This window comes from Candidatus Methylomirabilota bacterium (assembly GCA_035764725.1).
Lineage (GTDB): Bacteria > Methylomirabilota > Methylomirabilia > Rokubacteriales > CSP1-6 > DASRWT01.
This window is the reverse complement of sequence record DASTYT010000081.1, coordinates 1-24064: the sequence shown is the minus strand read 5'-3', so window position 1 is coordinate 24064 and position 24064 is coordinate 1. Positions and strand designations below refer to the sequence as shown.

Here is a 24064-nt window from a genome sequence, read left to right as displayed (position 1 = left end):
CCCGGAGCTCGACGTGCGAGGCAACCCGAGCCAAGGTGATTTGGACGCGCCCGCCAGCCGGCGTGAACTTGACCGCGTTGGTGATGAGATGCCACATCACCTGCCGCAACCGGTCCGGGTCGCCGCTCACCACGGGGCCCGGCCACTCGAGGCGCACGTCCACGTGCAGGCCCTTCGCCTCCGCGCCGGGCCTGAGCGTATCGACGACCTCGGTCGCGAGAGCACGCAGCTCGACGGCGCGCATGCTCAGGCGCGTGCGGCCCATCACCGCACTCGACATCTCGAGGAGGTCCCCCACCAGCCGCGCCTGTACATCCACGTTTCTCAGGATGATCCGAATCGCGCGGCGCGCCTGCTCGGCATCGAGGCGTCCGCTCTCCAGCAGGGTCGCCCAGCCCAGCATCGCGTTGAGCGGGTTCCGCAGCTCGTGCGAGACCGTGGCGAGGAACTCGTTCTTGGCGCGCGCGGCCGACTCCGCCTCGCGGCGTGCGTCGGCGGCGATGTCCCGGAGCCGGGCGCTCTCGATGACCGCCGCGGCGAGATGCGCCAGCACCGTGGCGAGCTGCCGGTCCGCGGGCGAGTAACGGCGCTCCGACTCCGTGACCGCGAAGGTCACGGCGCCCAGCACGCCGCCGCCGCCGAGGAGCGGGACGCAGAGCCACGCGCGTGGCCCCAGGCGCTCGAGCTGCTCCCGCTGATCGGGGCTCGCAGCCAGCTGGTCGAGCCTGGACCGACTGGTGCGGGACACCTCCGTCGCGCGCCGGCTCGCGATCGCGGCGAGCCGCTCGGTGGGGGTCAGCGCAGCCACGAGCGATTCCTTCTCCGTCAGCACGTGGGCGCTCGCCGCGCGGGACAGGCTCCCATCGTCGAGGGTAAGGTCGATCGTGCAGAGGTCGCCGAGGTGGGGAAGCCCCAGCCGAGCCATCCTCGCCAGGACACGCGCGGTGCCATTGCCCTCGCCGAGCAGGGCCGACATCTCAGCGAGCAAGGCAATGCGCGGATCGACCCTCATGGGGCCCCCCTCGGCTCCACGCCATAACGCAAGCAACCGGAGTGCCGTGCGCTCAGCCTGCCTCCGAGCAAGCCGTCGTCCTGTATTGGGCGGCACTTGGGCAGCGGGGCAACTCGCGAAGAGTGTCAGGTCGGTCGTTTTAACCCGGTCGGAACGGCGAGCAGCGACCCCACTTTTGCGCGATCGGCGAGGTTGGAAGCCTGGGAGGGTTGGTGCCGAAGGGGGGACTCGAACCCCCACGGGTTGCCCCACACGCCCCTCAAACGTGCGCGTCTGCCAATTCCGCCACTTCGGCGCCAGCGAGCGCAAAGTATGCCCCGCCGCGACGCGGCTTGTCAACGAAGCGGCCGACCGGCTAGCGGCCCAGGCGCAAAACGCGGCCCACGCGCGTCTGACGCAGGCGCGGATCGAGGGCGTCGCGTATGCCCTCGCCGAGAAGGTTGTAGGACAGCACGGTGATCAGGATGGCCAGACCGGGGTACACCGTCATCCACCACGCGATCTCCAGGGAGTCCTTCCCCTCGGTGAGGATGTTGCCCCACGTGGCGTGCGGTGGCTGCACGCCGAGCCCCAGGAAGGATAGTCCCGATTCCATGAGGATGGCCGCGGGAATGCCGAGGGTCATCGCGACGAGCACGGGGGCGAGGGCGTTGGGCAGGATGTGACGGAACACGACCCTCGCCGCGCTGGCGCCGACCGATTCCGACCACACCACGAACTCGCGCTCGCGCAGCGTGAGGAACTCCGCCCGCACCAGCCGCGCCACGCTCATCCAGCCGGTGAGGCCGATCACTACCATGATCGTCCAGATCGACGGCTTCAAGAAGGCGAGGACGGCTAGGAGGAGGAAGAAGCGGGGGAACACGAGCATGAGATCGACGAAACGCATGATCACGCCGTCCACCCAGACGCCGTGATAGCCCGCGGCAGCGCCGAGGAGGATGCCGACCAGGGTGGCGATGCCGACCGAGACGAAGCCGACGGCGAGCGAGACGCGCGAGCCGTAGAGCACCCGGGAGAGCACGTCGCGCCCGAGCTGATCCGTGCCCATCCAGTGCTGGGACGACGGCGGGGAGAGGATGACGCGCATGTCGTGCTTGTTGGGATCCCAGGGCGCCAGCACGGGCGCGAGGACCGCGAAGATCACGAGGATTCCGACCACCACGCCCCCAATGACGGCCAGGCGGTTGCGCGAGAACGTGCGCCAGAACGCCACCATGTCCTCGCGCCGGCCGCGCGGCATCGGGCTACCGGCTGCGCCGGCGGCCCAGGCGGATGCGCGGATCCACGAGGCCGTAGGCGAGGTCGGCGAAGAGGTTGGCGACCAGCGTGAGCACGGAGACGATCACCAGATTGCCCATGACCACCGGGTAGTCGCGCGCGTAGATCGACTGGACCATGAGCTGACCCATGCCCGGGATGGCGAAGACGGACTCGATGATCACGCTGCCGCCGATGAGGCCGGGCAGCGAGAGGCCGAGGATGGTCACCACCGGCAGCAAGGCATTGCGGAGGGCGTGCTTGCCGATCACCACCTCCTCCGGCAGCCCCTTGGCGCGCGCGGTCTGCACGTAGTCCTGCCGGACGACCTCCAGCATGCTCTGGCGCATGTAGCGCGAGAAGCCGGCGAGGCCGCCGAAGGTCGCCACCGTGATCGGCAGGATCAGGTGGCTCAGGAGATCCCACTGCTGGCTCCAGAACGGCAGGTACTCCGCGTTGATGTGGCGGAGGCCGGAGATGGGAAGCCAGCCGAGCTGCGCGCCGAACAGCGCCATGAGGAGGAGCGCGAGCCAGAAATCCGGCGTCGCGAAGCCCACGAAGACGAAGATGGTGGTGATCTTGTCGAAGAGCGAATACTGGCGCGTGGCCGAAAGCACCCCGATCGGGACCGCCACCGTCACGATGATGATCAGCTCGATGAGGTTGAGGGCGAGGGTGACCGGCATGCGCTCGCCGATCTTCGCCAGTACCGGCCGGCCATCGGGCAGGAACGAGCGGCCGAAGTCCAGCCGTGCGATCCGCAGGAGCCAGTGCCCGTACTGCACCACGATCGGCTTGTCGAGCCCGTAGAGCTCGGTGAGCTGGCGCTTCACGTCCGGCGAGAGGTCGGGGTTGTCCGCCTCGAGGAAGTCGAGCGGCCCGCCGGGGGCGAGCGAGATCACCACGAAGGAGATGAAGGTGATGCCGACGAGGAGCGGCGCGACGAGCAGGAGCCGCCGGAGGACGAAAAGCCCCATCTAGCCGGCGGTGTAGACCTGTAGCGGCTTGGGGACGTACCACTCGGGCAGGTTCCACATGATCCCCGCCGGGCCCGGATCGGGACCGTGCACGCGCGACGCCACCACGGGGAGCGCGTCCCGCACGAAAAGGAAGATCATGGGGAGGTCCTCGGCGAGGACCTCCTGGATGCGGTGATAGGTCTTCACGCGGTCCTCGCGGCGGCAGGAGGCGCGCCCCTTCTCGAGCAGCGCGTCGATCTCGGGATTCGCGTAGCCGGTGCGGTTCATCTGCTCCGGCCCGGTCTGCGAGGAGTGCCAGAGCACGTACTGGTCCGGATCCGCGCCGAAGCCGAGCCCCAGCACGATGGCGTCGAATTTCCGCGGCTTCACGAACTCCTTGATGAAGGACGCCCAGTCGATGGTCTGGATCTCCACCTTCACGCCCACGTCCTTGAGGCGCTGCTGGATGATCTCCGCGATGCGCTTGCGCTCGTCGTTTCCCTGATTGGTGCGGATGGTGAAGGCGAACGGGCGCCCATCCTTGTCCTCGACCACGCCGTCGCCGTCGCGATCCCTCCACCCCGCCTCGGCGAGGAGGCGCTTGGCCTCGGCGGGATCGAACGCATAGCGTGTCACCCGGTCGGTGTACGCCCAGCTCGTGGGCCGGATGGGGCCGGTGGCTTCACGGGCCAGCCCCATGGCGACGCCGTCGATCAGCTCCTTCTTGTCGATAGCGTGGGCGAAGGCCTGGCGCACCCGCTTGTCCGCGAAGCGTGGGTCCTTCAGGTTGAAGGCGAGGAACGTGTAGCCGTTGCCCGGGTAGCGGAACTTGTTGTAGGTCCTCCGGAACGCCGGATACTCCGTCTGCCGCACATACTGCATGGCGGTGAGGCCGCCCGAGTAGTCCACCCCGCGCGCCTTCAGCTCGAGGAAGATCGTGGCCTGGCTGGGGATCACCCGGTAGACGATGCGCGAGATGTACGGCCGGCCGAGATAGTAGTCGGGATTGGCGACGAGCACGACCTTCTCGCCGCTCTTCCACTCCTTGAAGCGGTAGGGGCCCGTGCCGATAGGGTGCTTGTTCTGCGGCGACTCGCGCAGCTTGCCGTCGGCCACGTAGCCCTGGAGGAGGTGCTTGGGCAGCATGTACTCGTCCCAGGATTCCAGGGCGCGGCCGAACGGCTGGGCGTACGTCACGCGCACGGTGTAGGGGTCGGGCGCCTCCACGGCCTTGACCTGGAGGAACTTCTCCTTGAAGGGCGCCGGCGTCTTCGGGTTGACGAGCGTCTGCCAGGTGAACACCACGTCCTCGGCCGTGAACGGATGCCCGTCGTGCCACTTCACGTCCTTGCGCAGCTTGAAGGTCAGGCCGAGGCAGTCCGGCGTGAACTCCCACGAGTCCGCCATCGCCGGGAGCCAGGCGATGTTCTTGTCTGCGCGAATGAGCTGGTCGTAGACGAGCCCGCCGACCTCGTGCGACGGCGCGTCGGTGGCGAGGCTCGGGATCAGCGCCCCGATGTCACCAATGGACGCCTCCACGAAGGTGTCCCCGTAGGCGCGCTCGGCGCCCGCGCCCTGGGCCGCGTCCGTTCGCGTGTCGGCCGGCGTCCCGCACCCCGCTACGAGCGCGGCGACGGCCCCCAGCACCGTCGCGACACCGGCAAGGCGGCGCATCGCGCCTATTTCTGGCCGGCGGGAGCGGGCGCGGGAGCCGTCGGAGCGGGCGCGGCCGGAGCGGGTGCGGCGGGGGCCGGCGCGGTCGCCGGCGGGGGCACGGTGGCCGGCATGATCGTTGAGCCGACCCGATGGCTGCCCTGCGCAGCCAGCCAGAACGACGTCACCATGAACACGATGGCGATGCCGGTGGTGATCTTGCCGAGCAGCGTGGGCGTGCCCATGGAGCCGAACACCGCCTGGCTGCCGGTGCCGCCGAAGGCCGAGCCGATGTCGGCGCCCTTGCCCGCCTGCAGCAGGACGACGGCGATGATCATCAGGCACACGATGACGTGGACGATCACGACGAGTATGAACACGGCCGTCTCACTCCTTTGCGCCGCCGCTCTTCGCGGCGGATTTCTTGACGATGGCGATGAAGCCGGCGGCCTGCAGGCTCGCGCCGCCCACGAGGGCGCCGTCGATCTCCGGCTCCTGGGCGAGGTCGGCGGCGTTGTCGGCCTTGACGCTGCCGCCATAGAGGATGCGCACGGTCTGCGCGACCTCCTTGGAGGCGAGCTCCGAGATGATCCCGCGCAGGTAGCCGTGCACCTCGGCGGCCTGGGCCGGCGTGGCGTTCTGACCGGTGCCGATGGCCCACACCGGCTCGTAGGCGAGCAGGCAGCGCGCGATGTCCTCGGCGCCGAGGCCGGCCCAGCCGGCGCGGAGCTGCCCCTCGACCACCGTGAACGTGAGTCCCTGTCGACGCTCTTCGGCGGTCTCGCCCACGCAGAGTACCGGGGTGACGTGATGGCGCAGCAATGCCTGCACCTTCCGTCGCGCATCGTCGTCCGTCTCGTGGAAGAGATGACGCCGCTCGCTATGGCCCACCAGCACCAGGCGACAGCCGACGGCCGCCAGCATCGGCGGCGAGACCTCGCCGGTGAAGGCGCCGGAGTCTTCCCAGTGGCACGTCTGCGCGCCGAGAAGCAGTGGCGAGCCCGCGAGCACCTCCGCCACCGCGGCGAGCGCGGTTGCGGGCGGGCACAGCCCGATCTCGACGCCGCGCGGGCGCTTGAGCCCGTCGCGCACCGCCTGAGCGAGCTCGCGCGCCTCGGCCGGGCGACCCGTGTTCATCTTCCAGTTGCCGACGACGAGGGGCGTACGCATCAGGTCGCGTCCGTGAGGGCGGCCACGCCCGGCAGCACGCGGCCCTCCAGGAACTCGAGGAAGGCGCCCCCCGCCGTCGAGATGTAGCCGATCCGCTCGGTGACCCCGGCGGCCTGCACGGCGGCGATGGTGTCCCCGCCCCCGATTACCGAGAAGGCGCCGCTCGCCGCCACCGCACGGGCCACCCCGAGGGTGCCGGCGGCGAACGGCGGCTTCTCGAACACGCCCATCGGCCCGTTCCACACGATGGTGGCCGCGGACTTCAGCGCCGCCGCGAACTGGGTGACCGTGCCCTCGCCGATATCGAGCCCCATGAGCTCGCGCGGAATCTCCCGCACCGAGACCGGCCGGCCGGAGGCTGCGTCGACGCCCGACGCCGCCACGACATCCACGGGCAGGCGCACCGTGATCCCGCGCGTCCGCGCGCGATCCAGCGCCTGCCGCGCCGCCTCGACGCGGTCGCGCTCGAGCAGCGAGCGCCCGACGTCGTGCCCGAGCGCGGCGAGGAACGTGAAGGCCATCCCGCCCCCCACGAGGAGCCCGTCCACCTTGTCGAGCAGGCTCTCGACGAGGGCGAGCTTGTCAGACACTTTCGCGCCCCCCAGCACCGCGAGCAGCGGCCGCTTGGGATGCTCGAAGATCCGTGCCAGCGCCTCGAGCTCGCGGCTCATGAGGAGTCCGGCCGCCGCGGGCTTGAGGAAGTGTGTGATGGCCTCGATGGAGGCGTGCGCGCGATGGGCCGCCGCGAAGGCGTCGTCGACGTACACGTCGGCGAGCGCGGCGAGCCCGCGGGCGAATGCCTCGTCGTTGGCCTCCTCCTCGGCGTGGAAGCGGAGGTTCTCGAGGAGGAGCACCTGCCCCGGCGCGAGCGCCCCTGCGAGGCGCTCGACGTCCGGCCCCACGCAGTCAGGCGCGAGCGGCACCGGCCGGCCGAGCAGGCTCTCGAGATGCGTCCCGACCGGCGCCAGCGAGAAGGCGGGATCGGGCTTGCCCTTCGGCCGGCCGAGATGCGAGGCGATCACCACCGAGGCGCCGTGATCGAGGCAGTGCTGCAGCGTGGGCAGCGCCGCGGTGATGCGGGTGTCATCCGAGACGCGGCTGTCCTTCAGGGGGACGTTGAAGTCCACCCTCAGGAAGACGCGTTTCCCGGCGAGGTCAACCTGCGCGACGCTGAGCTTGGCCAATCGGAACTACAGCGATCCGGCCATGTAGCGGATGAGGTCCCGCACGCGGCAGGAATAACCCCACTCGTTGTCGTACCAGGCCAGGACCTTCACGAGGTTGCCGTCCACCACCGAGGTGGAGGGCAGATCCACGATCGAGGAGTGGGGATTGCCGTTGAAGTCCACGGACACCAGCTCCTCGTCGGTGGCGTCGAGAATGCCCTTGAGCGGCCCGCTCGCGGCGGCGCGGAAGGCCTCGTTCACCTGATCCGCCGTCGCGGGCTTCGCCAGCTCGGCGGTGAGGTCCACCACCGAGACGTTGGCGGTGGGCACGCGGATGGCGATCCCGTCCAGCTTGCCCTTGAGCTCGGGCAGCACCAGCCCCACGGCAGTGGCCGCGCCGGTGGTGGTGGGGATCATGCTCACCGCGCCCGCACGGGCGCGCCGGAGATCCTTGTGGGGAAAGTCCTGGATCGGCTGATCGTTCGTGTAGGAGTGGACGGTCGAGGCGAAGCCGCGCTTGATCCCGAAGTTGTCGAGCAGGACCTTGGCCACGGTCGCCAGGCAATTCGTGGTGCACGAGGCGTTCGAGACGAGCTCGTGCTTGGCTGGGTCGTACTTGCCCTCGTTGACCCCGAGCACCACCGTGATGTCAGGGTCCTTGGCGGGGGCGGTGATGACGACCTTCTTCGCGCCGGCCTGAAGATGCTTCGACGACGTGGCCTTGTCGCGGAAGATGCCGGTGGACTCCACCACGATGTCCACGCCCATCTCGCCCCACGGCAGGGCGGCGGGGTCCTTCACCGAGCACACCCGGACCTTGCGGCCGTCCACCGCGATGGTGTCGCCCTTGGCCGACACATCGGCGTTGAGGGCGCCGTGCACCGAGTCATGCTTGAGCAGATGGCCCAGCGTCTTGGCGTCGGCGAGGTCATTCACGGCGACGACCTCGATGTCCTTGCTCGTCAGGGCCGCCCGGAAGAAGACACGTCCGATCCGTCCGAATCCGTTGACCCCCACTCGTACCGCCATGTCGGCTCCCTCGCTGTCGTCGTGTCGGATTGAATTACACGAGCAATGATCGATACTTCCGAGCGCCAAGGCCGTCATTATATCGGGCTCCGGCGGGGGGGCGCAAGCCGCGGGGTGGGCGGGGTCAGCCGGCGCGGGCCACCGTGACGACGCCCACCGTGGCGGCTCCGCCGCTACGGAGCGCCACCGCGCACTCACTGACGGTCGCGCCGGTGGTGAGCACGTCGTCGACCAGAAGCACGTGGCGGCCCGCCACCAGCTCGGGCCGCCGCACCGCGAACGCGTCGCGGACGTTGAGGCGGCGTGCCGCCGCGCCCAGGTCGGTCTGGGGCGCGGTGGCCACGCGACGAGTGAGCACGTCCCCCCGGGCGGTGAGGCCCCAGGCCTCCGCGAGCCGGCGCGCGAGGAGCCATGACTGGTTGAAGCCGCGCTCGCGCTCCCGCCGGGGATGGAGCGGCACCGGCACGATCACGTCCACGACCCCGAGCGGCAGCGACGGCCCGAGGTCGGCGACGAGGGTGGCGAGGGGCGCGGCCATGGCCCGGCGGCCGCCGAACTTGAAGGCGTGGATCGCGTCCCGTGCGCACTCGCCGTAGCGGACCGCCGCGCGCGCGTACGCCCACGGCGGCCGGCGCCCCTGGCAGCCGCCGCAGCGGCCCGCATCCGGCCCCGCGTACCCGTCGAGGGACACACCCTCGAAGGGCGCGCCGCAGAGGCGGCAGCATGGCGGCGCGATGCGCTCCAGCCGCTCCCAGCAGTCGCCGCACAGCGGATCTCGCCGGCCGGCGCCGAGCCGAGCTGCGCACACGGGACAGAAGGGAGGAAAGACGAGATCGACGGCGGCGGTGAGCCACTGCCGCCAGAGGGCAACGCGCCGTCGCGGCGGCGCTAGGGCCGGAGGCTGTTCCAGCGAAGGCATGATGGACAGCGATCCGCCCAGCCCGCGTGCTCGGCGCCGCAGGCTGTGCAGCGGTGGGGCCAGTCGAAGCTGGACAGCGAGCGCAGGGCGCGGCGGTACTCGTCGAGTGCCGCGGCGGTTTGCCCGCGCTGCTCGAACACCATGCCCAGATACGCGTGGATCACCGGAAGATCCGGCGCGCGTACCTCCACCTTCTCGAGCTGCTCCACGGCCTCGTCGAGCATGGCGAGGTCGAAGTAGACACGCCCCAGGGCGAGCGCGATGGCGTGGTTGTCGGGCTGCCGCGACGCCGCGCCCTGGTAGAGCGCGATCATGCGCGTCGGACGCCCTTCCTCGCGCCGCTGATGCTCGATCCGGGACAGGAGCGGCAACGCCGGCTGCGCCTCCGCCGCGCGCTCCCAGACCCGCAGGGCCTGCGCGGGCTCACCCGTCTGCAGGTAGGCGTCGCCCAGGACCACCGCGGCGGGGACGAAGTCCGGTTGCACGCGCAGGGCGTCGCGGAAGGCAGCGATCGCGCCCACCAGGTCGCCCTCGGCCACGCGCGCGCGGCCCCGCTCGTAGTGGAGGCCGGCCAGCGCGGTCTGCTCGGCGGCCCGCTCCTCCGCGCTCACCGCCGCGACCAGGCGCTCCTGCGCGGGGACGGCGTCGGCCCACCGCTTCTCGTCGGCAGCGAGATCTCGGAGAGCGCGGAGCGCCACGACATGGCCGGGGTCGCGCGCGATGACATCCTGGTAGAGCGCGATGGCGTCGTCGGGGCGGCCGGTCTTCCGGTAGGCATCGGCGGCGGCGAGCAGCGCCTCGGGGCGGTCATCGCCGCGGAGAGCCTGGAGCGAGTGCAGCAGCGCCGACTGGTCGTCCCCGCGCTCCCGCGCCAGCTCGCCCAGGCGCGCGTGAGTCTCGCCGTGGCCGGGGTCACGCCGCAGGACGGCGCGGTAGGCCGCCAATGCTTCGGCCTGCTTGCCCGCTCGCTGGGCCTGGAATCCCTGCGCGTACAGCTCGCCCACCTGCGGATCCTCCGGCGCGGCCTCCACGCGAGGGGTGCGGGGCGCGCGGGCCCCGAGAGAGGCGACGATCATGGAGAGGAGGACGCCGGCGACAAAGGCGCCCACCGCGAGAATGATGACGAAGGTGAGGGACACGGGCGGCGGGACGACGACGGCTAGCCGGCGGCCGTCCGCTCTTCTTCTTCGACGGCGCGCTGGCAGTCGATGCAGTAGCGGGCGAAGGGCAGCGCCTCCAGGCGCTTCTCGGCGATGCTCTCCCCGCACCGCTCGCACGCGCCGAAGCTGCCCTCGTCGAGCTTCTGCAGCGCGGACGCCACTTCCTTCAGCAGCCGGCGATCACCGTTCCCCAGCTCGAACTGGAATTCCCGGTTGTATGCGCTCGAGGCCTGGTCGCCCAGGTCCTTGATGGAGTCGTCTTCGGGGCCCTTCCCGTAGAGAACGTTTCTTCCCACTTCGTCCACGAGCTGGCGGTGCTTCTCCTCCAGCTTTTTCCTGAAATGGGTCAGGCGCTCCTTCCTCATTTCCGCCTCCTTGCACGACTGCGACGTCACTCCCGCGAGGCGCGGTAGTCGCGGAAGGTACCATGCCCCCCAGGCAATTTCAATCCCTGGAGCTCGCTCCACGCTCGACGGAGAGCACGGGCGCGTCGCCCCAGAGGCGCTCGAGCCCGTAGAAGGCGCGGGCCTCCTCGCCGAAGACGTGCACGACCACGTCACCGTAGTCGAGGAGCAGCCAGCCCGACTCCGCCGTGCCCTCGCGGTGACGCACACGTATGCCTTCCGCGCGCAGCGTGACCGCGATCGCCTCCGCGATCGTGTCCATCTGGGCGGTGGAGCGGCCGGTGCACACGAGGAAGAAGTCGGCGAGCGAGGACATGCCCTGGAGGTCGAGCACCACGAGGTCAACGGCCCTCTTGTCGAGGGCGGCGCGCGCGACGAGCCGCGCCACCGCCTCGGCGGAGCGGGGGGTCACGCGGGATCCCGGTAGAGGCCGTGCTCGCGGATATAGGCGACGACGGCGAGGGGCATCCGGTAGACGAGGCTCCGGCCCTCGCGGGCGCGCTTGCGCAGATCGGAGCCCGAGATCGGCAACGAGGCCACGGGCGCCAGAATGGGTGTCCGCGGACCGGGGGAGAGCGGGGGCGTTTGGCGAGCTGCAGCCGGAGGCGAGGCGAGCGGATACGAAGTCTGGGCCTCCGCTGACGGTGAATCGAAATGACCGAGCCCCAGCTCCTTCAGCACCTTCTGGGCGAGCGGGCCCTCCGGGTCGAAGCCGTTGCCGCTGCGCGGCACCACGATCAGCCGCGCGAGGGCGGCCACCCGCCGCGGCTCCCGCCAGGAGAGGAGATCGAGGAAGGTCTCCGACCCGATGAGGAGGTGGAGGTCGCCGCGCTCGCGCAGGGCTTCCAGCGTGTCCACGGTGTAGGAGGGACCGCTGCGCTTGAGCTCCACGTCGGACACCTCGAACTTGGGGTGCTCGCCCACCGCCCGCTTCGTCATCTCGAAGCGATGCGCGGGGGGGGCCAGCTCGGCCGCCGGCTTGTGGGGCGGCGAGGCGGCGGGCACGAAGAGGACGCGGTCCAGCGCGAGGAGCTCGGCGATCTCGTCGGCGACGAGAAGGTGCCCGAAGTGAATCGGGTTGAACGATCCGCCAAACACGCCGATGCGTGCGGCCAGCGCGTTACTCCCGGATCTGGCCGTCGCCGATCACGACGAACTTGGTGGTGGTGAGCTCACGCACCCCCACCGGGCCCCGCGCGTGCAGCTTGGACGTCGAGATGCCCATCTCGGCGCCCATGCCGAACTGGCTCCCGTCCACCAGCCGGGTGGAGGCGTTCACGAGCACCGCGGCGGCATCCACTTCCTGGGTGAAGCGGCGGGCGCGCCGGAGATCGCGCGTGACGATCGCCTCGGCGAGCCCCGAGCCGTGGCGCCGGATGTGGGCGATCGCCTCGTCGAGGCCGTCCACCACCCGGATGGCGAGAATGTAGTCGAGATACTCGGTGTCCCAGTCCGCCTCCTGGGCGGCCTTGGCCGCGGGCACGAGGGCGCGCGTGCGTGCGTCGCCGCGCATCTCCACGCCGGCCTCGGCGAGCCGAGAGGCCAGCCGCGGGAGGAACTCGCCGGCCGCCGCCGCGTGCACGAGCAGGGTCTCGAGCGCGTTGCACACGCTCACCCGCTGGGCCTTGGCGTTCACGGTGAGATTCACCGCCATGTCGAGGTCGGCGCCCTCGTCCACGAAGAGGTGGCACAGGCCCTTGTCGTGCTTGAGCACCGGCACCGTCGCGCGCTCGTTCACGAGGCGCACGAACTCCTCGCTCCCGCGGGGGATGATCAGGTCGAGATAGCGATCCTGGGTGAGCATGGCCATGACGGCGGCGCGGTCGGCCACGTCCACGTACTGGAGGGCGTCGCCCGGGATGCCCGCCTTCTCGGCGGCCTTGGCGAGCAGCTGCGCGATCACGGAGTTGGACTCGAGGGCCTCGCTGCCGCCGCGCAGCACCACCGCGTTGCCCGACTTGAGGCAGAGCGCCGCGGCGTCCGCGGTGACGTTGGGACGCGACTCGTAGATGAAGCCCACCACCCCGAGCGGCACGCGCACCCGTGAGATCTCGATCCCGTTGGGACGCCGCCAGGACTCCACCGTCTCTCCGACGGGATCGGGCAGGAGCGCCACCTGGCGGATGCCCGCCGCCATCTCCTCGACCCGGGTGTCGGTGAGGGTGAGGCGATCGACGAAGGCGCGCGCGTAGCCCTTGGTGCGGGCGCGCTCGAGGTCGGCGCGGTTGGCGTCCAGGATCGTCGCCGACTTCTCCTCGAGGGCACGGCTCATCTGGGCGAGCGCGTCGTTCTTCTGCTTGGTCGTGGCCAGCGCGAGGGCGCGGGAGGCGTCCTTGGCCGCCCGCGCCTTGGCGGCGACCGCGGCGGTGATGTCCGTCGTCATCGTGGCTCCGTCCTCTCTCCGTCCCTCACAGCACCACCAGGTTGTCCCGGTGGATCACCTCGCCGAGCCCCTTGTAGCCGAGCGCGCGCTCGATGTCGGCGGTCTTGGCGCCGCGGATCTTGCGCAGCTCCGCGGCGTCGTAGTTCACCAGCCCTCGCGCGAAGTCGACGCCCCCCGTCTCCGCGAGCGCCACCACCTCACCCGCCTGGAAATCCCCGCTTACGTCCACGAGGCCCGAGGGCAAGAGGCTCTTGCCCCTTTCAGTTAAGGCTTTCTTGGCGCCCGCGTCAACCGTGAGGCGGCCCCGGGGGCGGACGGCGTAGCCGATCCAGCGCTTGCGCGCGGCGAGCCGGTCGTCGCGGGGCTGGAAGTAGGTACCCAGCGCCTCCCCGCCGAGAATGCGCGCGACCACGCCCGCCTCGTGGCCGCTGGCGATGATCATGGGGATCCCAGAGGCGCCCGCCTTTTCCGCCGCCTCGAGCTTGGTGCTCATCCCCCCCACCGCCACGTCGCCTTCCCGGTCGAAGACGAGCCGCCGGATGTCCGCAGTGATAGTCTGCACCGTCTCGAGGCGCCGGGCCTCGGGATCCCGTCGCGGATCGCCCGTGTAGAGCCCGTCGACGTCGGTGAGGAGGATCAGGAGATCGGCGTCGATGAGGTGGGCGACGAGGGCGGCGAGATTGTCGTTGTCGCCAACCTTGATCTCGTCCACCGCCACCGTGTCGTTCTCGTTGACAATCGGCAGCACCCCGAAGTCCATGAGGGCGAGGAGCGTATTGCGCGCGTTGAGATAGCGCCCGCGATCCGCGACGTCGTGCCCGGTCAGGAGGACCTGGCCCACCTGGAGACCGTGCTTCTTGAACGCTTGCTCGTAGTGCCACATGAGGGCGGACTGCCCCACCGCGGCGGCGGCCTGCTTCTCCGGGATGGAGCGCGGCCGCGCCGGGAGGCCCAGGCGCGCCATACCGGTCACGATGGCGCCCGAGCTGACCAGGGCCACCTCGCGCCGCTCGCCCACCGCGGCGGCAATGTCGGCGGCGAGCGCGGCGATGCGCTTCCCGTCCGGGCCCTGCCCGGGCGCGGTGATGAGCCCGCTGCCGACCTTGACCACGAGCCGGCGGATTCGGCTCAGCGCGCGGCGCCCGCCCATCGCTCCGCCCGCAGTCGCGCGCCCACGTCCGCGATGAGCTCGCGGATGCCCAGCCCCGTCACCGACGAGATGACCAGGAACGGGAGACCGCGCCGCGCGCAGTGCTTCTCGAGCTTGGCGCGCCGGGTCGCGGTGCCGGGCAGCTCGGCCTTGCTCCCCACCACGATCTGGGGACGCGCGGCCAGCTCGTCCGAGTACGCCGCGAGCTCGTCCTGGATCACCTGCCAGTCCTTGACGGGGTCGCGGCCATGGCTCGGATCCAGGTCCACCAGGTGCAGCAGCAGGCGCGTGCGCTCGGTGTGGCGCAGGAAGCGATGTCCGAGCCCCTTGCCCTCGGCGGCGCCCGCGATCAGCCCGGGCAGATCGGCGATGACAAACGACTCGCCCTCGTCCACGCGCACGATCCCCAGCGAGGGGGCTAGCGTGGTAAACGGATAGTCGGCGATCTTCGGCGTGGCCGCGGAGACGCGCGACACCAGGGTGGACTTGCCCGCGTTGGGAAAGCCGATGACGCCCACGTCCGCGAGGAGCTTCAGCTCCAGCACGATCCAGCGCTCCTCGCCGGCGCGCCCGAGGTCGGCCCGGCGCGGCGCGCGGTTGGTGGAGCTGACGAAGCGCGCGTTGCCGCGCCCCCCGCGCGCGCCGTGCGCCACCGTGAGGGTCTGGCCCGCGGTGGTGAGATCCCCGAGCAGCTCGCCGGAGTCGCGCTCGCGCACCACCGTGCCGAGCGGCACGCGCAGCACGGTGTCCTCGCCGCCCTTGCCGTGGCGGTCGGCGCCCTTGCCGTGCTGGCCGCGCTCCGCGGCGTAGTGGCGCTGGTAGTGGAAGTCGAGGAGCGTGGTGATGTTGCGATCGGCCTGGAGCACCACGTTGCCACCGTCGCCCCCGTCGCCGCCGTCGGGGCCGCCACGCGGCACGTACTTCTCGCGGCGGAAGCTGACGCAGCCGGCGCCCCCGTCACCGCCCTTCACGAAGACACTGACCTCGTCGACGAACATGGGGGGCGCCCCGGGATGCGGGGCGGGTCAGACGGGCTGCTGGGCGATGCTGACGTACTTGTGGTCGCCCTTCCGCTCGAAGCGAACGTAGCCGTCCATCGTCGCGAAGAGCGTGTGATCCACGCCGAGCCCCACGTTGACGCCCGGCTTGAACCGAGTGCCGCGTTGCCGGACGATGATGCTGCCCGAGGTCACGAACTGGCCCCCGAAGCGCTTGACCCCGAGCCGCTGGGCATTGGAGTCGCGGCCGTTACGGGAGCTGCCGACACCCTTCTTGTGCGCCATGATGCTACACCTCGATCTTGGTGATGCGGACCGCGGTCATGACCTGCCGGTGCCCGCGGTGCCGGCGATAGTTCTTCCTCCGCTTGAACTTGACGACGAGGACCTTGGCGCCCTGCTTCTCGACGATCACTTCGCCGGTGACTTTGGCCGACTTGAGCGCCTGGGGCTCCACCGTGACCTTGCCGTCCTGGCTCACGAGGAGCACTTGTTTGAACTCGACCGACTCACCCTGGCTCCTGCCGAGGCGCTCGACCTTGATCACCTGCCCCGGCGTGACCCGGTACTGCTTACCGCCCGTCGCGATCACCGCATCCATGACTTCGACACCTTTCCTCAGATACCGACTATGTAGGGTTTCGCCGCGAAGCCCAATGAGACCACATCCCGCCCCGACAAGTCAAGATCGACGCCAACTTGCGGGGACAGGACGGGCGCGGCTCAGGCCGCGGTGAGATACCGCGAGAGGTGCTGACGCAGGAAGAGCCGCGAGCGGTGGACGCGCGACTTCACCGCGGGCAGGCTAATCCCCAGCGACTCGGCGATCTCCGGGTTCGAGAGCCCCTCCACGTCGTGCATGATGAAGGCAGTGCGATAGTCCTCGGGCAGATCGTCGATCGCTTTCGACAGCACCGCGCGCAGCTCGTTCTGCAGGGCCGGCTCCTCGGCCTTCGGGGACCAGTCACTCACCGGGTCAATGTGCTGGCCGAGCTCGTCGAACGTGGGGAACAGATCCTCCCACGGCACCTCGTGCTTCTTGGCCTGACGCCCGCGCAGCTTCTGGTACGCGGTGTTGGCGGTGATGCGATAGAGCCAGGAGCCGAAGGCGGATTCCCCCTTGAACGTGTCGATCTTCCGCGCCGCCGTCCAGAGGGCATCTTGCACGACTTCCTCGGCGTCCTGCTCGTTGCCGGTGATGCGGATGGCGAGGCGGTACACGCGGTCGCCAAACGTCTCCACGAGGAGATCGGGCGCGTCGGCATCGCCGCGCCGGAGCTTCTCGACGAGGACAACATCCGGGTCGGGGCGTCGGGGGCCGGCGGGAACAGTCCGCGCCTGGGCCGCCGCCGCGTCCGGCGTCGGGGTACTCATGGTCGTGTCTCTCCCGCGCGCCGATCGCCTCGGCGCGCATCGTGTCGATTCCATTCAGCTGACCCTGTAGAACACCAGGTAGTGCTTCAGTTCGGCCACGGATTTCTCGAGCACCCCGATGTCGCGCGTTACCTTCGCCATCAGGATGGCCCCCTCGAGCGAGGCGACCACGAAGCCCGCTGCGCCCGCGGCGTCGAGGTCCGCTCGGAGCAGGCCGCGCCGGCGGCTCCGCTCGAGCGCATCGGCAAGCTTGACGCGCCAGTGGTCGAAGATCTCGGCCAGGCGCTGGCGGAAGCCCTCGTGCACGTCGGACAGCTCCGAGGCGAGATTGCCCATGGGGCAGCCGCCCACGCAGTTGCGCCGGCGATGGATCTCGACGATCCGGTCGAGGAAGGCGTGGATCTGCTCGACGGGGTCAGCTTCCGTGTCGGCGAAGGCCGGCTCGAGCGTGCGCTCGAGAAAGCCCTGCACCACCCGGTCGATGATGGCGTAGCCCAGCCCCTCCTTGCTCTTGAAGTAGTAGTAGAAGTTGCCCTTGCCGACCCCGCTCTCTCGTAAGACATCGTCCAGGGAGGTGTTGTGATATCCGCGCAGGTGAATGAGACGCCCGGCGGCATCGAGGATCTGATCCCGCGTCGCCGCGGCCTTGGCGCTCCTCGCTTCGGTGCCCATGGCGTGCTCGATTCCCCCAGAAGATTTTGTACCAACTGGTCGGTACACAGTATAGCAGAGCGAGGAGGCGCCCTTGTCCAGCGAGATTCCGGAGCATGTCTGGCGCAATCGGCAGGCCTGGGACGTGCTGGCTGCCGACTTTGCCGCGGAGGGTCGGCGCGCCTGGGCCGAGGACCGCGTGACCTGGGGGATCTGGGGGATGTCGGAGGACGATCTCCAGATCTTGCCCCCAATACGGGGGCTCGACGTCATCGAACTCGGCTGCGGCACCGCCTACATGTCGGCCTGGCTGACCCGCCGGGGCGCCCGCGTGGTCGCCATCGACAATTCTGAGCGCCAGCTCGACACGGCGCGCGCCCTCCAGCGCGAGCACGGCCTCGCCTTTCCGCTCATTCACGGCAACGCGGAGGCGGTGCCGCGGCCCGACGCGAGCTTCGACCTCGCGATCTCCGAGTACGGGGCCAGCATCTGGTGCGACCCCTATCGCTGGATCCCGGAGGCGGCGCGGCTGCTGCGCCCCGGCGGGCTGCTCGTCTTCCTCAAGAATGGGCTCCTGCGCCTGCTCACGACGCCCGACGACGGGCAGCAGGCCGGCGAACGGCTCGTGCGCGCGGCCTTCGGCCTGCATCGCGTCGAGTGGTCCGACGACGGCTCGGTGGAGTTCGATCTGCCCCACGGCGAGTGGATTCGCCTCTTCCGGACTTCGGGCTTCACGATCGAGCGCCTGGCCGAGCTGCAGGCGCCGGCCGAGGGATCACCCGGCCGCTTCACCTTCGTCACGCTCGAGTGGGCGCGGCGCTGGCCCTCGGAGGAAATCTGGGTCGTGCGGAAGGAATGAGCCACTTGGGGGACCTGCTGATCGACTGAGGCTACGTGATGGTCCTCGTGGGCCCGCTCCTCGAGAACGCGGGCCTGCCGGTGCCGGGCGATAGCGCGCTCTTCTGCTCATCCTGCTCGCCGCCATCGACCCGGTCCTCGGCGACAATCTCGGCTACTGGGCGGGACGGCGCGGCGGCCGGCCGCTGCTCGAGCGCCTGGGACAGCGCTGGCCCGCGGCGAGCCGCGCGCTCGAGCGCACCAAGCACTTCTTCGCGCGCCACGGTGCCCTCACGATCTTCGTGGGGCGGTTCATTCCGGGCCTCCGCGTGTTCGGGGCCCTGGTGGCGGGCGCCGCGCTCATGCCGTGGGGCCGTTTCCTCCGTGCGAACTGCGCGGGCGCGGTGGTGTGGGCCGCGGCGACGGGCCTGGCGGGCTGGGCCCTCGGGCGCCATGTGTCGTGGGTCCGCGCGCTCACCGACAGCCCCTGGCTCGCGAGCCTGGCGGCGGCCGGCGGGTTCGCCGCGCTCGTCTACCTGCAGTATCGGCTCGCGCGGCGCCTCGACGCCTGAGGCGCGTGAAGGTCAGCGCGCGCGCGCGAGGGTCAGGGTGCAGGTCTTGAAATTGGTCCCGGACAGCGCGATGTCCCCGGTGCCGAACCCGCCGAGATAGATCTCCGAGGCCCGATCCGGAGCCTCGATGCGGGCGCCGTCCTGCCCCTTGGTGATGGTGGCGAAGCGCTGCTCGTTGGCGATGGCGGCGACCTCGGACTCGCCGACGACGCCCGCGGCGAGGAGCCGGCCGTCACGCACGACCTCCACCGCGCGGCCCTGCTGCACCACTTGCACCGGCCCCGTCTCCATCGGACAGCCCGAGCCCCCCGCCTGCGCGACATAGTCGCCGGCGAGCTGCGCGGCGCCCCCTCGGTTCGACAGCTCGCGCGCGGCCACCCGCGCGAGGCCGCGCTGCAGCCGCCAGGCATTGATGAGCGGCAGGCTGCGCTCGCTGCCGTCCCGCATGCGCACCACGTGGCGGGCGGCGCCGACCTGCTGGTAGAACGCTTCGTCCTCGCGGAAAATCGCCCGCAGCACACGGATCGAGATCGTGGCGCTCCGCACCGCGTCCAGCCCGCGCATCAGCTCACGGCCCAGCAGATTGGTTTCCATCGCGCTCGCCGCGGTGGCGAACTCGGCCTGACGCTCGGTCCCGCCCATGACGCGCGCTTCCTCGGCTTCGAACGACGGGTTCGGCACGACGAGCCCGTTGTACTCGAGGAAGAAGGCGCCCGCCTTGACGTCGGCGGGATCGTCCACCGGATAGCGCGTGGTGTCGGCCTGCGCCCATGCGAGGGTGGCACCCAGCGCCACGCACACCACCAGCAGCAGCGCCGTCGCTGTCCCTCCAGGGCCGGACTTCATGGACCTCAGAATATCGCGGCAGCGACCCGGAGGGCGGTGAGAACGAACGGCTTGGGATAGACGCCCATGGCCACCACGCCCACTCCGCATATGAGAATGCCGAGGGCGAGCAGGGGGGGCACGGCGATGGGTCCCGGGCGCGCGGGGGCATCGATGTACATCCGCTTGGCCACCAAGAGGTAATAGAAGAGCGCGACCACCGTGAGCACCGCGCCCAGGAGCACCAACAGATACAGCCCCTTCTCCGCCGCCGCCCAGAACACATAGAGCTTGGCCCAAAACCCGGCGACGAACGGGATCCCGCCCAGTGACAGGAGGAACAGCAGCATGGCGAGGGCGAGCACGGGCGAGCGCTGCGCGAGGCCGCGGTAGGCCGTGATGTTGTCGGAGCCCTCCGCCTGCGACACCGCCTCCACGACCAGGAAGGCCCCCATGTTGCCGAAGAGGTACGCCACCAGGTAGAAGAGCATCATCGCCACGCCGCTCGCCGACACGGCGGCGAGGCCGGTCAGCATGTAACCGATGTGGGCGATGCCGGAATAGGCGAGCAGGCGCTTGATGTTCTGCTGCGGGATCGCCATGAGGTTGCCGGCCACGATGGTGACCGCGGCCAGCCCCGTCGCCATCGGCACCCACAGGACGACGTTGTCGCCGACGCCCTCCAGGTAGAGCCGGAAGATCACGACGAAGCCGGCGGCCTTCGGCGCCACCGAGAGCCACGCCACGAACGGCGCGTTGGCCGCCTCGTACGTGTCGGGCACCCACATGTGGAAGGGAAACGCGGCGATCTTGAACCCGAGCCCGGCGAGCGTGATGACAAGGCCCAGGATGAGGAGGGGCGAGCCACCGGCCAGCCCCGGCCCGATGCCGGAGATCAGCGTCGTGCGCGTGACGCCGTAGACGAAGGAGAGGCCGTAGGCGATGAGGGCGGACGAGACCGTGCCCACGAGGAAGAACTTGAGTGCGGCTTCCACCGCCGCGCCGTCCCGCTTCTGGAATCCCGTCAGCGCGTAGAGCGGGATCGACATCAGCTCGAACGCCACGAAGAGCAGGATGAGGTCTCGCGCGGAGGCGAGCACCAGCATGCCGAGCAGCGAGGACAGCATGATCAGGTAGTACTCGGTCGCGCGCCGGGCGAAGGCGGGCGCCCGTAGGGTCAGCGAGCCCAGGATCCCGATCACCGTCGCGCCCAGGAACAGCCGCTTGGCGAACAACGCCAGGTCGTCGACCACGTAGGCCCCGCCCCAGTACGAGGCGCCGGGGCCGAGCCGCAGCGACCAGTAGAAGAGCGCGACCAGACCCAGCACGGAGACCACGCCCACGCGGCGGGAATCGTCGCGGCGGCCGAAGATGCCGCCCACGAAGACGATCAGCATCAGGACGAGCAGGCCGGCTTCGAGGCTGAACGCCCTCATGGCAGCACCCCCAGTCGCGTGAGGAGGGGCACCGTGGCGGTGTCGACGGGGTTGATGGCGATGCCCGGAGCGACCCCGAACAGGATCAGCACGAACACCAGGATGATTAGCGCCGCCCACTCCGGGCCCCGCGCGTCGGGCAGACCGTGGAAGTGAGGATCGGTCGAGGGCGGACCCCAGAAGATCTGCTTGGTCACCCGGAGCACGTAGATCGACGTGAGGAACGCGCCGATCACCCCGGGGAAGAGCCACCACGGAAAGCGCGACTGCCAGGCCCCGAGGAAGGTGAGGAACTCCGCCACGAAGCCGGCCGTCGCCGGCAGGCCCAGCGAGGACAGGCCGCCGATCGTGAAGGCGGTGGCGATCCCGGGCATCATGCTGCCGAAGCCGCCCATGCGGAAGATCTCGCGCGAGTGCGCCTTCTCGTAGACCAGGCCGACGAGGGCGAAGAAGAGGCCGGTCATGATCCCGTGGGCGAACATCTGGAACACCGAGCCGTTGAGGCCGCTCTCGGTGAGGGTGGCGGCGCCGAGCATCACCACGCCCATGTGGGAGACCGACGAGTAGGCGATGACGTACTTGAGATCCACCTGGGCCATGGCAGACAGCGCGCCGTAGACGATGTTCACGCACGCGATCGTCCCGACCAGCCACATCCACTGATGCGTGCCGTCGGGGAGCAGGCCCATGCCCAGGCGCACCACGCCGTAGGCACCGAGCTTCATGAGCACCCCGGCGTGCAGCATCGAGACGGCGGTGGGCGCCGACGCGTGGCCGTCGGGCGACCACGTGTGGAGCGGCCAGATGCCGGCGAGGATGCCGAAGCCCACGTAGAAGGCCAGGAACACCCACGACTGCAGCTGCGGCGAAAAGCGCACCTGCTCGAGCTCCAGCAGGGAGAAGGAGGACGAGTCCGCGGAAACGTAGAGGGCGAGGATGCCGACGAGGATGAAGGCCGACCCGAAGAGGAGGTAGAGGGTCAGCTTCATCGCCGCGTATTCCTTCGTCCCCACCCCGGTGCGCCGGAACGCCCAGGCGAAGATGCCCTGCGGGCGCACCTCGCCGGAGGAGCCCCAGATGCCGATGAGGAGGTACATCGGCAGCACCGCGATCTCGTAGAAGAGGAACAGGACGAACAGGTCGAGGGACACGAAGACGCCGTACACGCCGCTCACCAGGATGAGGAGGAGCGCGTAGAACTCCTGGCTGCGCTCCTTCATCGTCCACGACGCCCACACCCCCGCGAAGATGATGATGGAGGTGAGGAGCACCATGAGGAGGCTCATGCCGTCCACGCCGAGCTGATAGGTGATGCCGAGCGGCGGCACGAGCGACAGCTCCTCGTAGAACTGATAGCCGGCGGCCTCGCGGTCGTAGAGCCAGAAGATGCGGAGGGAGAGCACGAGCGAGATGCCGGTGGTCACCACCGCGATCAGCCGCACGAGGAAGGGGTTGTGCCGGGCGCCGAACATGATGAGGATCGCCCCGATGAAGGGCATCCACGTGATCAGGGAGAGGTTGGGGAGAGCGATCATCGCGGCCACTGCACCCAGATGAGGAGGAGCAGCAGCCCGACGGCCAGCCCATAGACGTAGTCCTGGGGTAGCCCCGACTGGATGCGGCGCAGCCGGTCGCCCCAGATGAGCGTCCACGCGGAGAGCAGGTTCACGATCCCGTCCACCAGGTAGCGGTCGATCCACCCGATGAGACGCGAGAAGCCCAGGAGCGCGTGCCGGTAGAGCCCCGCGAAGAGGTCGTCCAGCCAGAACCGCGCGAGGGCGGCGCGGCGGATCGGGGCGAAGATCCGGGCGAGCAGGTCCGCGCTGATCGCGCGCACCTGGTACGTCAGCCAGGCGAGGAAGATACCCGCGACGGCGACGCCCACCGCGAGCGGGGTGAGCCAGGCGGGCGCGGTGAACTCCGGCTCCGCGTGATGACGCAGGAAGAAGATGCCGATGCCCACCGACATCACGGCGAGGATCCAGAGGGGAATCGTCATTGCCGGCGGCGCGTCGTGGAGATGGTGGCCGACCCCGTGGGCGCCGTGCACGCCGCGGTGCTCGCCCCAGAAGGCGATGAACACCACCCGGAACATGTAGAACGCGGTGAGGAAGGCCGCGGCCACGAGCATCCAGAACGGCCCGGCGAGGCCGCCGCTCCATACCGACCCCAGGATCTCTTCTTTCGAGTAGAAGCCGCCGAAGAGCGGGATGCCCGCGAGGGAGAGGGTGCCGACCAGGAACACGATCACCGTCTGGGGCATGAGCCGCCGGAGCCCGCCCATGTGGTAGATATCGTTGCTCCCGACGGCGTGGATCACCGCGCCGGCGCCGAGGAAGAGCAGCGCCTTGAAGATGCCGTGGGTGAGGAGATGGAGGAACCCCGCGGCGGCAAACCCCGCCCCCATCGCCGTCATCATGTAGCCGAGCTGGGACACCGTGGAGTAGGCGAGCACGCGCTTGATGTCGGACTGCACGCAGGCGAGCACCGCGGCGAGCAGCGCGGTGAACGCGCCGATCCACCCGATGAGGTGGAGGACGTCCGGCGTGAGCGCGAAGAGCCAGATCGTGCGGCGGAGGAGGTACACGCCCGCCGTCACCATGGTGGCGGCATGGATCAGCGCGGAGACGGGCGTCGGGCCCTCCATCGCGTCGGGCAGCCAGACGTGCAGCGGGAACTGCGCGGACTTGCCCATGGCGCCGAGATAGAGGCAGAAGGTCACGCCGGCGAGGCCGGCCACCGGGAGCTGGCCGGCGCGCACGAGGTCGTAGAGCTCGAGGAAGTCGAAGGTGCCGGCTCGATACCAGAGGAGCACGATGCCGACGAGGAGCCCCACGTCGCCGGCCTTGGTGATCCAGAAGGCCTTCACCGCCGCGCGCGCCGCCTCCGGGCGCTGGTACCAGTAGCCGATGAGGAGGTAGGAGCAGAGGCCGACCAGCTCCCAGAAGATGAAGAGCTGGAGGAAGCCCGGCGCGAGCACCAGGCCCATCATCGAGAACGCGAACAGCGACTGGTAGGTGTAGTACCGGCCCAGCGCGGGACGCGGCTCCGCATCCAGGTAGCCCAGCGAGTAGACCTGCACGAGCAGCGACACCAGCGCGACCAG

At 70.0% G+C, this 24064-nt stretch carries 26 protein-coding genes and 1 tRNA gene; 2 read left to right on the top strand and 25 right to left on the bottom strand.

The genetic code is table 11. The annotated features are described in order from the left end of the window. The 21 genes from VFX14_13050 to VFX14_12950 form a co-directional block, all read right to left on the bottom strand. Positions 1–1012: HAMP domain-containing sensor histidine kinase (locus tag VFX14_13050; GenBank protein ID HEU5190608.1), on the bottom strand; the 1012-nt coding region annotated here is incomplete at its 3' end. A 210-nt stretch (positions 1013–1222) separates the two neighbouring features. Beyond that, positions 1223–1307: transfer RNA gene (locus VFX14_13045), tRNA-Leu, on the bottom strand. 60 nt (positions 1308–1367) lie between these two features. Then, positions 1368–2255 carry an ABC transporter permease gene (locus tag VFX14_13040; protein HEU5190607.1) on the bottom strand — a complete coding sequence of 296 codons (888 nt, stop codon included), beginning with the start codon at positions 2253–2255 and terminating at the stop codon, positions 1368–1370. A 4-nt stretch (positions 2256–2259) separates the two neighbouring features. Beyond that, entirely contained in the window at positions 2260–3249 is a 990-nt protein-coding gene (locus VFX14_13035) for an ABC transporter permease (protein HEU5190606.1), read from the bottom strand. Further along, the gene (locus VFX14_13030; GenBank protein ID HEU5190605.1) at positions 3250–4905 is read right to left on the bottom strand and encodes a peptide-binding protein; all 1656 of its coding nucleotides are present in this window, start codon (positions 4903–4905) and stop codon (positions 3250–3252) included. 5 nt (positions 4906–4910) lie between these two features. After that, positions 4911–5264: a preprotein translocase subunit SecG gene (gene secG / locus VFX14_13025; protein ID HEU5190604.1), complete on the bottom strand. Its 354-nt coding sequence runs from the start codon at positions 5262–5264 to the stop codon at positions 4911–4913. Between the two features lie 7 nt (positions 5265–5271). After that, positions 5272–6054 carry a triose-phosphate isomerase gene (gene tpiA, locus VFX14_13020; protein HEU5190603.1) on the bottom strand — a complete coding sequence of 261 codons (783 nt, stop codon included), beginning with the start codon at positions 6052–6054 and terminating at the stop codon, positions 5272–5274. Further along, positions 6054–7238 (bottom strand): phosphoglycerate kinase, encoded by a 1185-nt coding sequence (locus VFX14_13015; protein ID HEU5190602.1) that lies wholly within the window; start codon positions 7236–7238, stop codon positions 6054–6056. The genes tpiA and VFX14_13015 overlap by 1 nt, the downstream gene beginning before the upstream one ends. Positions 7239–7244: 6 nt before the next feature. Next, positions 7245–8249 carry a type I glyceraldehyde-3-phosphate dehydrogenase gene (gene gap, locus VFX14_13010; GenBank protein ID HEU5190601.1) on the bottom strand — a complete coding sequence of 335 codons (1005 nt, stop codon included), beginning with the start codon at positions 8247–8249 and terminating at the stop codon, positions 7245–7247. Between the two features lie 124 nt (positions 8250–8373). Beyond that, entirely contained in the window at positions 8374–9168 is a 795-nt protein-coding gene (locus tag VFX14_13005) for a ComF family protein (GenBank protein ID HEU5190600.1), read from the bottom strand. Next, positions 9138–10307 (bottom strand): tetratricopeptide repeat protein, encoded by a 1170-nt coding sequence (locus VFX14_13000; protein ID HEU5190599.1) that lies wholly within the window; start codon positions 10305–10307, stop codon positions 9138–9140. The genes VFX14_13005 and VFX14_13000 overlap by 31 nt, the downstream gene beginning before the upstream one ends. Positions 10308–10327: 20 nt before the next feature. Beyond that, positions 10328–10693 carry a TraR/DksA family transcriptional regulator gene (locus VFX14_12995; GenBank protein ID HEU5190598.1) on the bottom strand — a complete coding sequence of 122 codons (366 nt, stop codon included), beginning with the start codon at positions 10691–10693 and terminating at the stop codon, positions 10328–10330. 79 nt (positions 10694–10772) lie between these two features. After that, positions 10773–11144 (bottom strand): ribosome silencing factor, encoded by a 372-nt coding sequence (gene rsfS / locus VFX14_12990; protein HEU5190597.1) that lies wholly within the window; start codon positions 11142–11144, stop codon positions 10773–10775. Further along, positions 11141–11836 carry a nicotinate-nucleotide adenylyltransferase gene (gene nadD / locus VFX14_12985; GenBank protein ID HEU5190596.1) on the bottom strand — a complete coding sequence of 232 codons (696 nt, stop codon included), beginning with the start codon at positions 11834–11836 and terminating at the stop codon, positions 11141–11143. Before nadD ends, rsfS begins: the two co-directional genes overlap by 4 nt. A 16-nt stretch (positions 11837–11852) precedes the next feature. Then, positions 11853–13115, bottom strand: a complete 1263-nt coding sequence (locus VFX14_12980) for a glutamate-5-semialdehyde dehydrogenase (protein ID HEU5190595.1) — start codon at positions 13113–13115, stop codon at positions 11853–11855. A gap of 25 nt (positions 13116–13140) precedes the next feature. Then, positions 13141–14265, bottom strand: coding sequence for a glutamate 5-kinase (gene proB, locus VFX14_12975; protein ID HEU5190594.1), 1125 nt, complete (start codon positions 14263–14265; stop codon positions 13141–13143). Continuing rightward, the gene (gene obgE, locus VFX14_12970) at positions 14244–15263 is read right to left on the bottom strand and encodes a GTPase ObgE (GenBank protein ID HEU5190593.1); all 1020 of its coding nucleotides are present in this window, start codon (positions 15261–15263) and stop codon (positions 14244–14246) included. Before obgE ends, proB begins: the two co-directional genes overlap by 22 nt. 27 nt (positions 15264–15290) lie before the next feature. Next, positions 15291–15548 carry a 50S ribosomal protein L27 gene (rpmA, locus tag VFX14_12965; protein ID HEU5190592.1) on the bottom strand — a complete coding sequence of 86 codons (258 nt, stop codon included), beginning with the start codon at positions 15546–15548 and terminating at the stop codon, positions 15291–15293. Positions 15549–15552: 4 nt separating this feature from the next. Next, a complete protein-coding gene (gene rplU, locus VFX14_12960) occupies positions 15553–15864 on the bottom strand; it encodes a 50S ribosomal protein L21 (protein ID HEU5190591.1) in 312 nt (103 codons plus the stop codon). A 122-nt stretch (positions 15865–15986) separates the two neighbouring features. Further along, positions 15987–16637, bottom strand: coding sequence for a sigma-70 family RNA polymerase sigma factor (locus VFX14_12955; GenBank protein ID HEU5190590.1), 651 nt, complete (start codon positions 16635–16637; stop codon positions 15987–15989). Between the two features lie 54 nt (positions 16638–16691). Next, positions 16692–17309 carry a TetR/AcrR family transcriptional regulator gene (locus VFX14_12950; protein ID HEU5190589.1) on the bottom strand — a complete coding sequence of 206 codons (618 nt, stop codon included), beginning with the start codon at positions 17307–17309 and terminating at the stop codon, positions 16692–16694. Positions 17310–17382: 73 nt separating this feature from the next. Here VFX14_12950 and VFX14_12945 point away from each other — a divergent pair, with 73 nt between their 5' ends. Together VFX14_12945 and VFX14_12940 are read left to right on the top strand one after the other, a co-directional pair. After that, on the top strand, positions 17383–18147 hold the full coding sequence (locus VFX14_12945; GenBank protein ID HEU5190588.1) for a class I SAM-dependent methyltransferase: 765 nt from the start codon (positions 17383–17385) through the stop codon (positions 18145–18147). Between the two features lie 103 nt (positions 18148–18250). Then, positions 18251–18697 carry a DedA family protein gene (locus VFX14_12940; protein ID HEU5190587.1) on the top strand — a complete coding sequence of 149 codons (447 nt, stop codon included), beginning with the start codon at positions 18251–18253 and terminating at the stop codon, positions 18695–18697. 12 nt (positions 18698–18709) lie between these two features. Here the strand turns inward: VFX14_12940 and VFX14_12935 are convergent, their stop codons facing one another. From VFX14_12935 to nuoL, 4 genes are all read right to left on the bottom strand, one after another. Then, positions 18710–19543 carry a hypothetical protein gene (locus VFX14_12935; GenBank protein ID HEU5190586.1) on the bottom strand — a complete coding sequence of 278 codons (834 nt, stop codon included), beginning with the start codon at positions 19541–19543 and terminating at the stop codon, positions 18710–18712. A gap of 5 nt (positions 19544–19548) precedes the next feature. Continuing rightward, on the bottom strand, positions 19549–20958 hold the full coding sequence (locus tag VFX14_12930) for an NADH-quinone oxidoreductase subunit N (protein ID HEU5190585.1): 1410 nt from the start codon (positions 20956–20958) through the stop codon (positions 19549–19551). Further along, positions 20955–22493: a NuoM family protein gene (locus tag VFX14_12925; GenBank protein HEU5190584.1), complete on the bottom strand. Its 1539-nt coding sequence runs from the start codon at positions 22491–22493 to the stop codon at positions 20955–20957. Before VFX14_12925 ends, VFX14_12930 begins: the two co-directional genes overlap by 4 nt. Next, the coding region (nuoL, locus tag VFX14_12920; GenBank protein HEU5190583.1) for an NADH-quinone oxidoreductase subunit L at positions 22490–24064 on the bottom strand (1575 nt) is incomplete at its 5' end. The genes nuoL and VFX14_12925, both read right to left, overlap by 4 nt.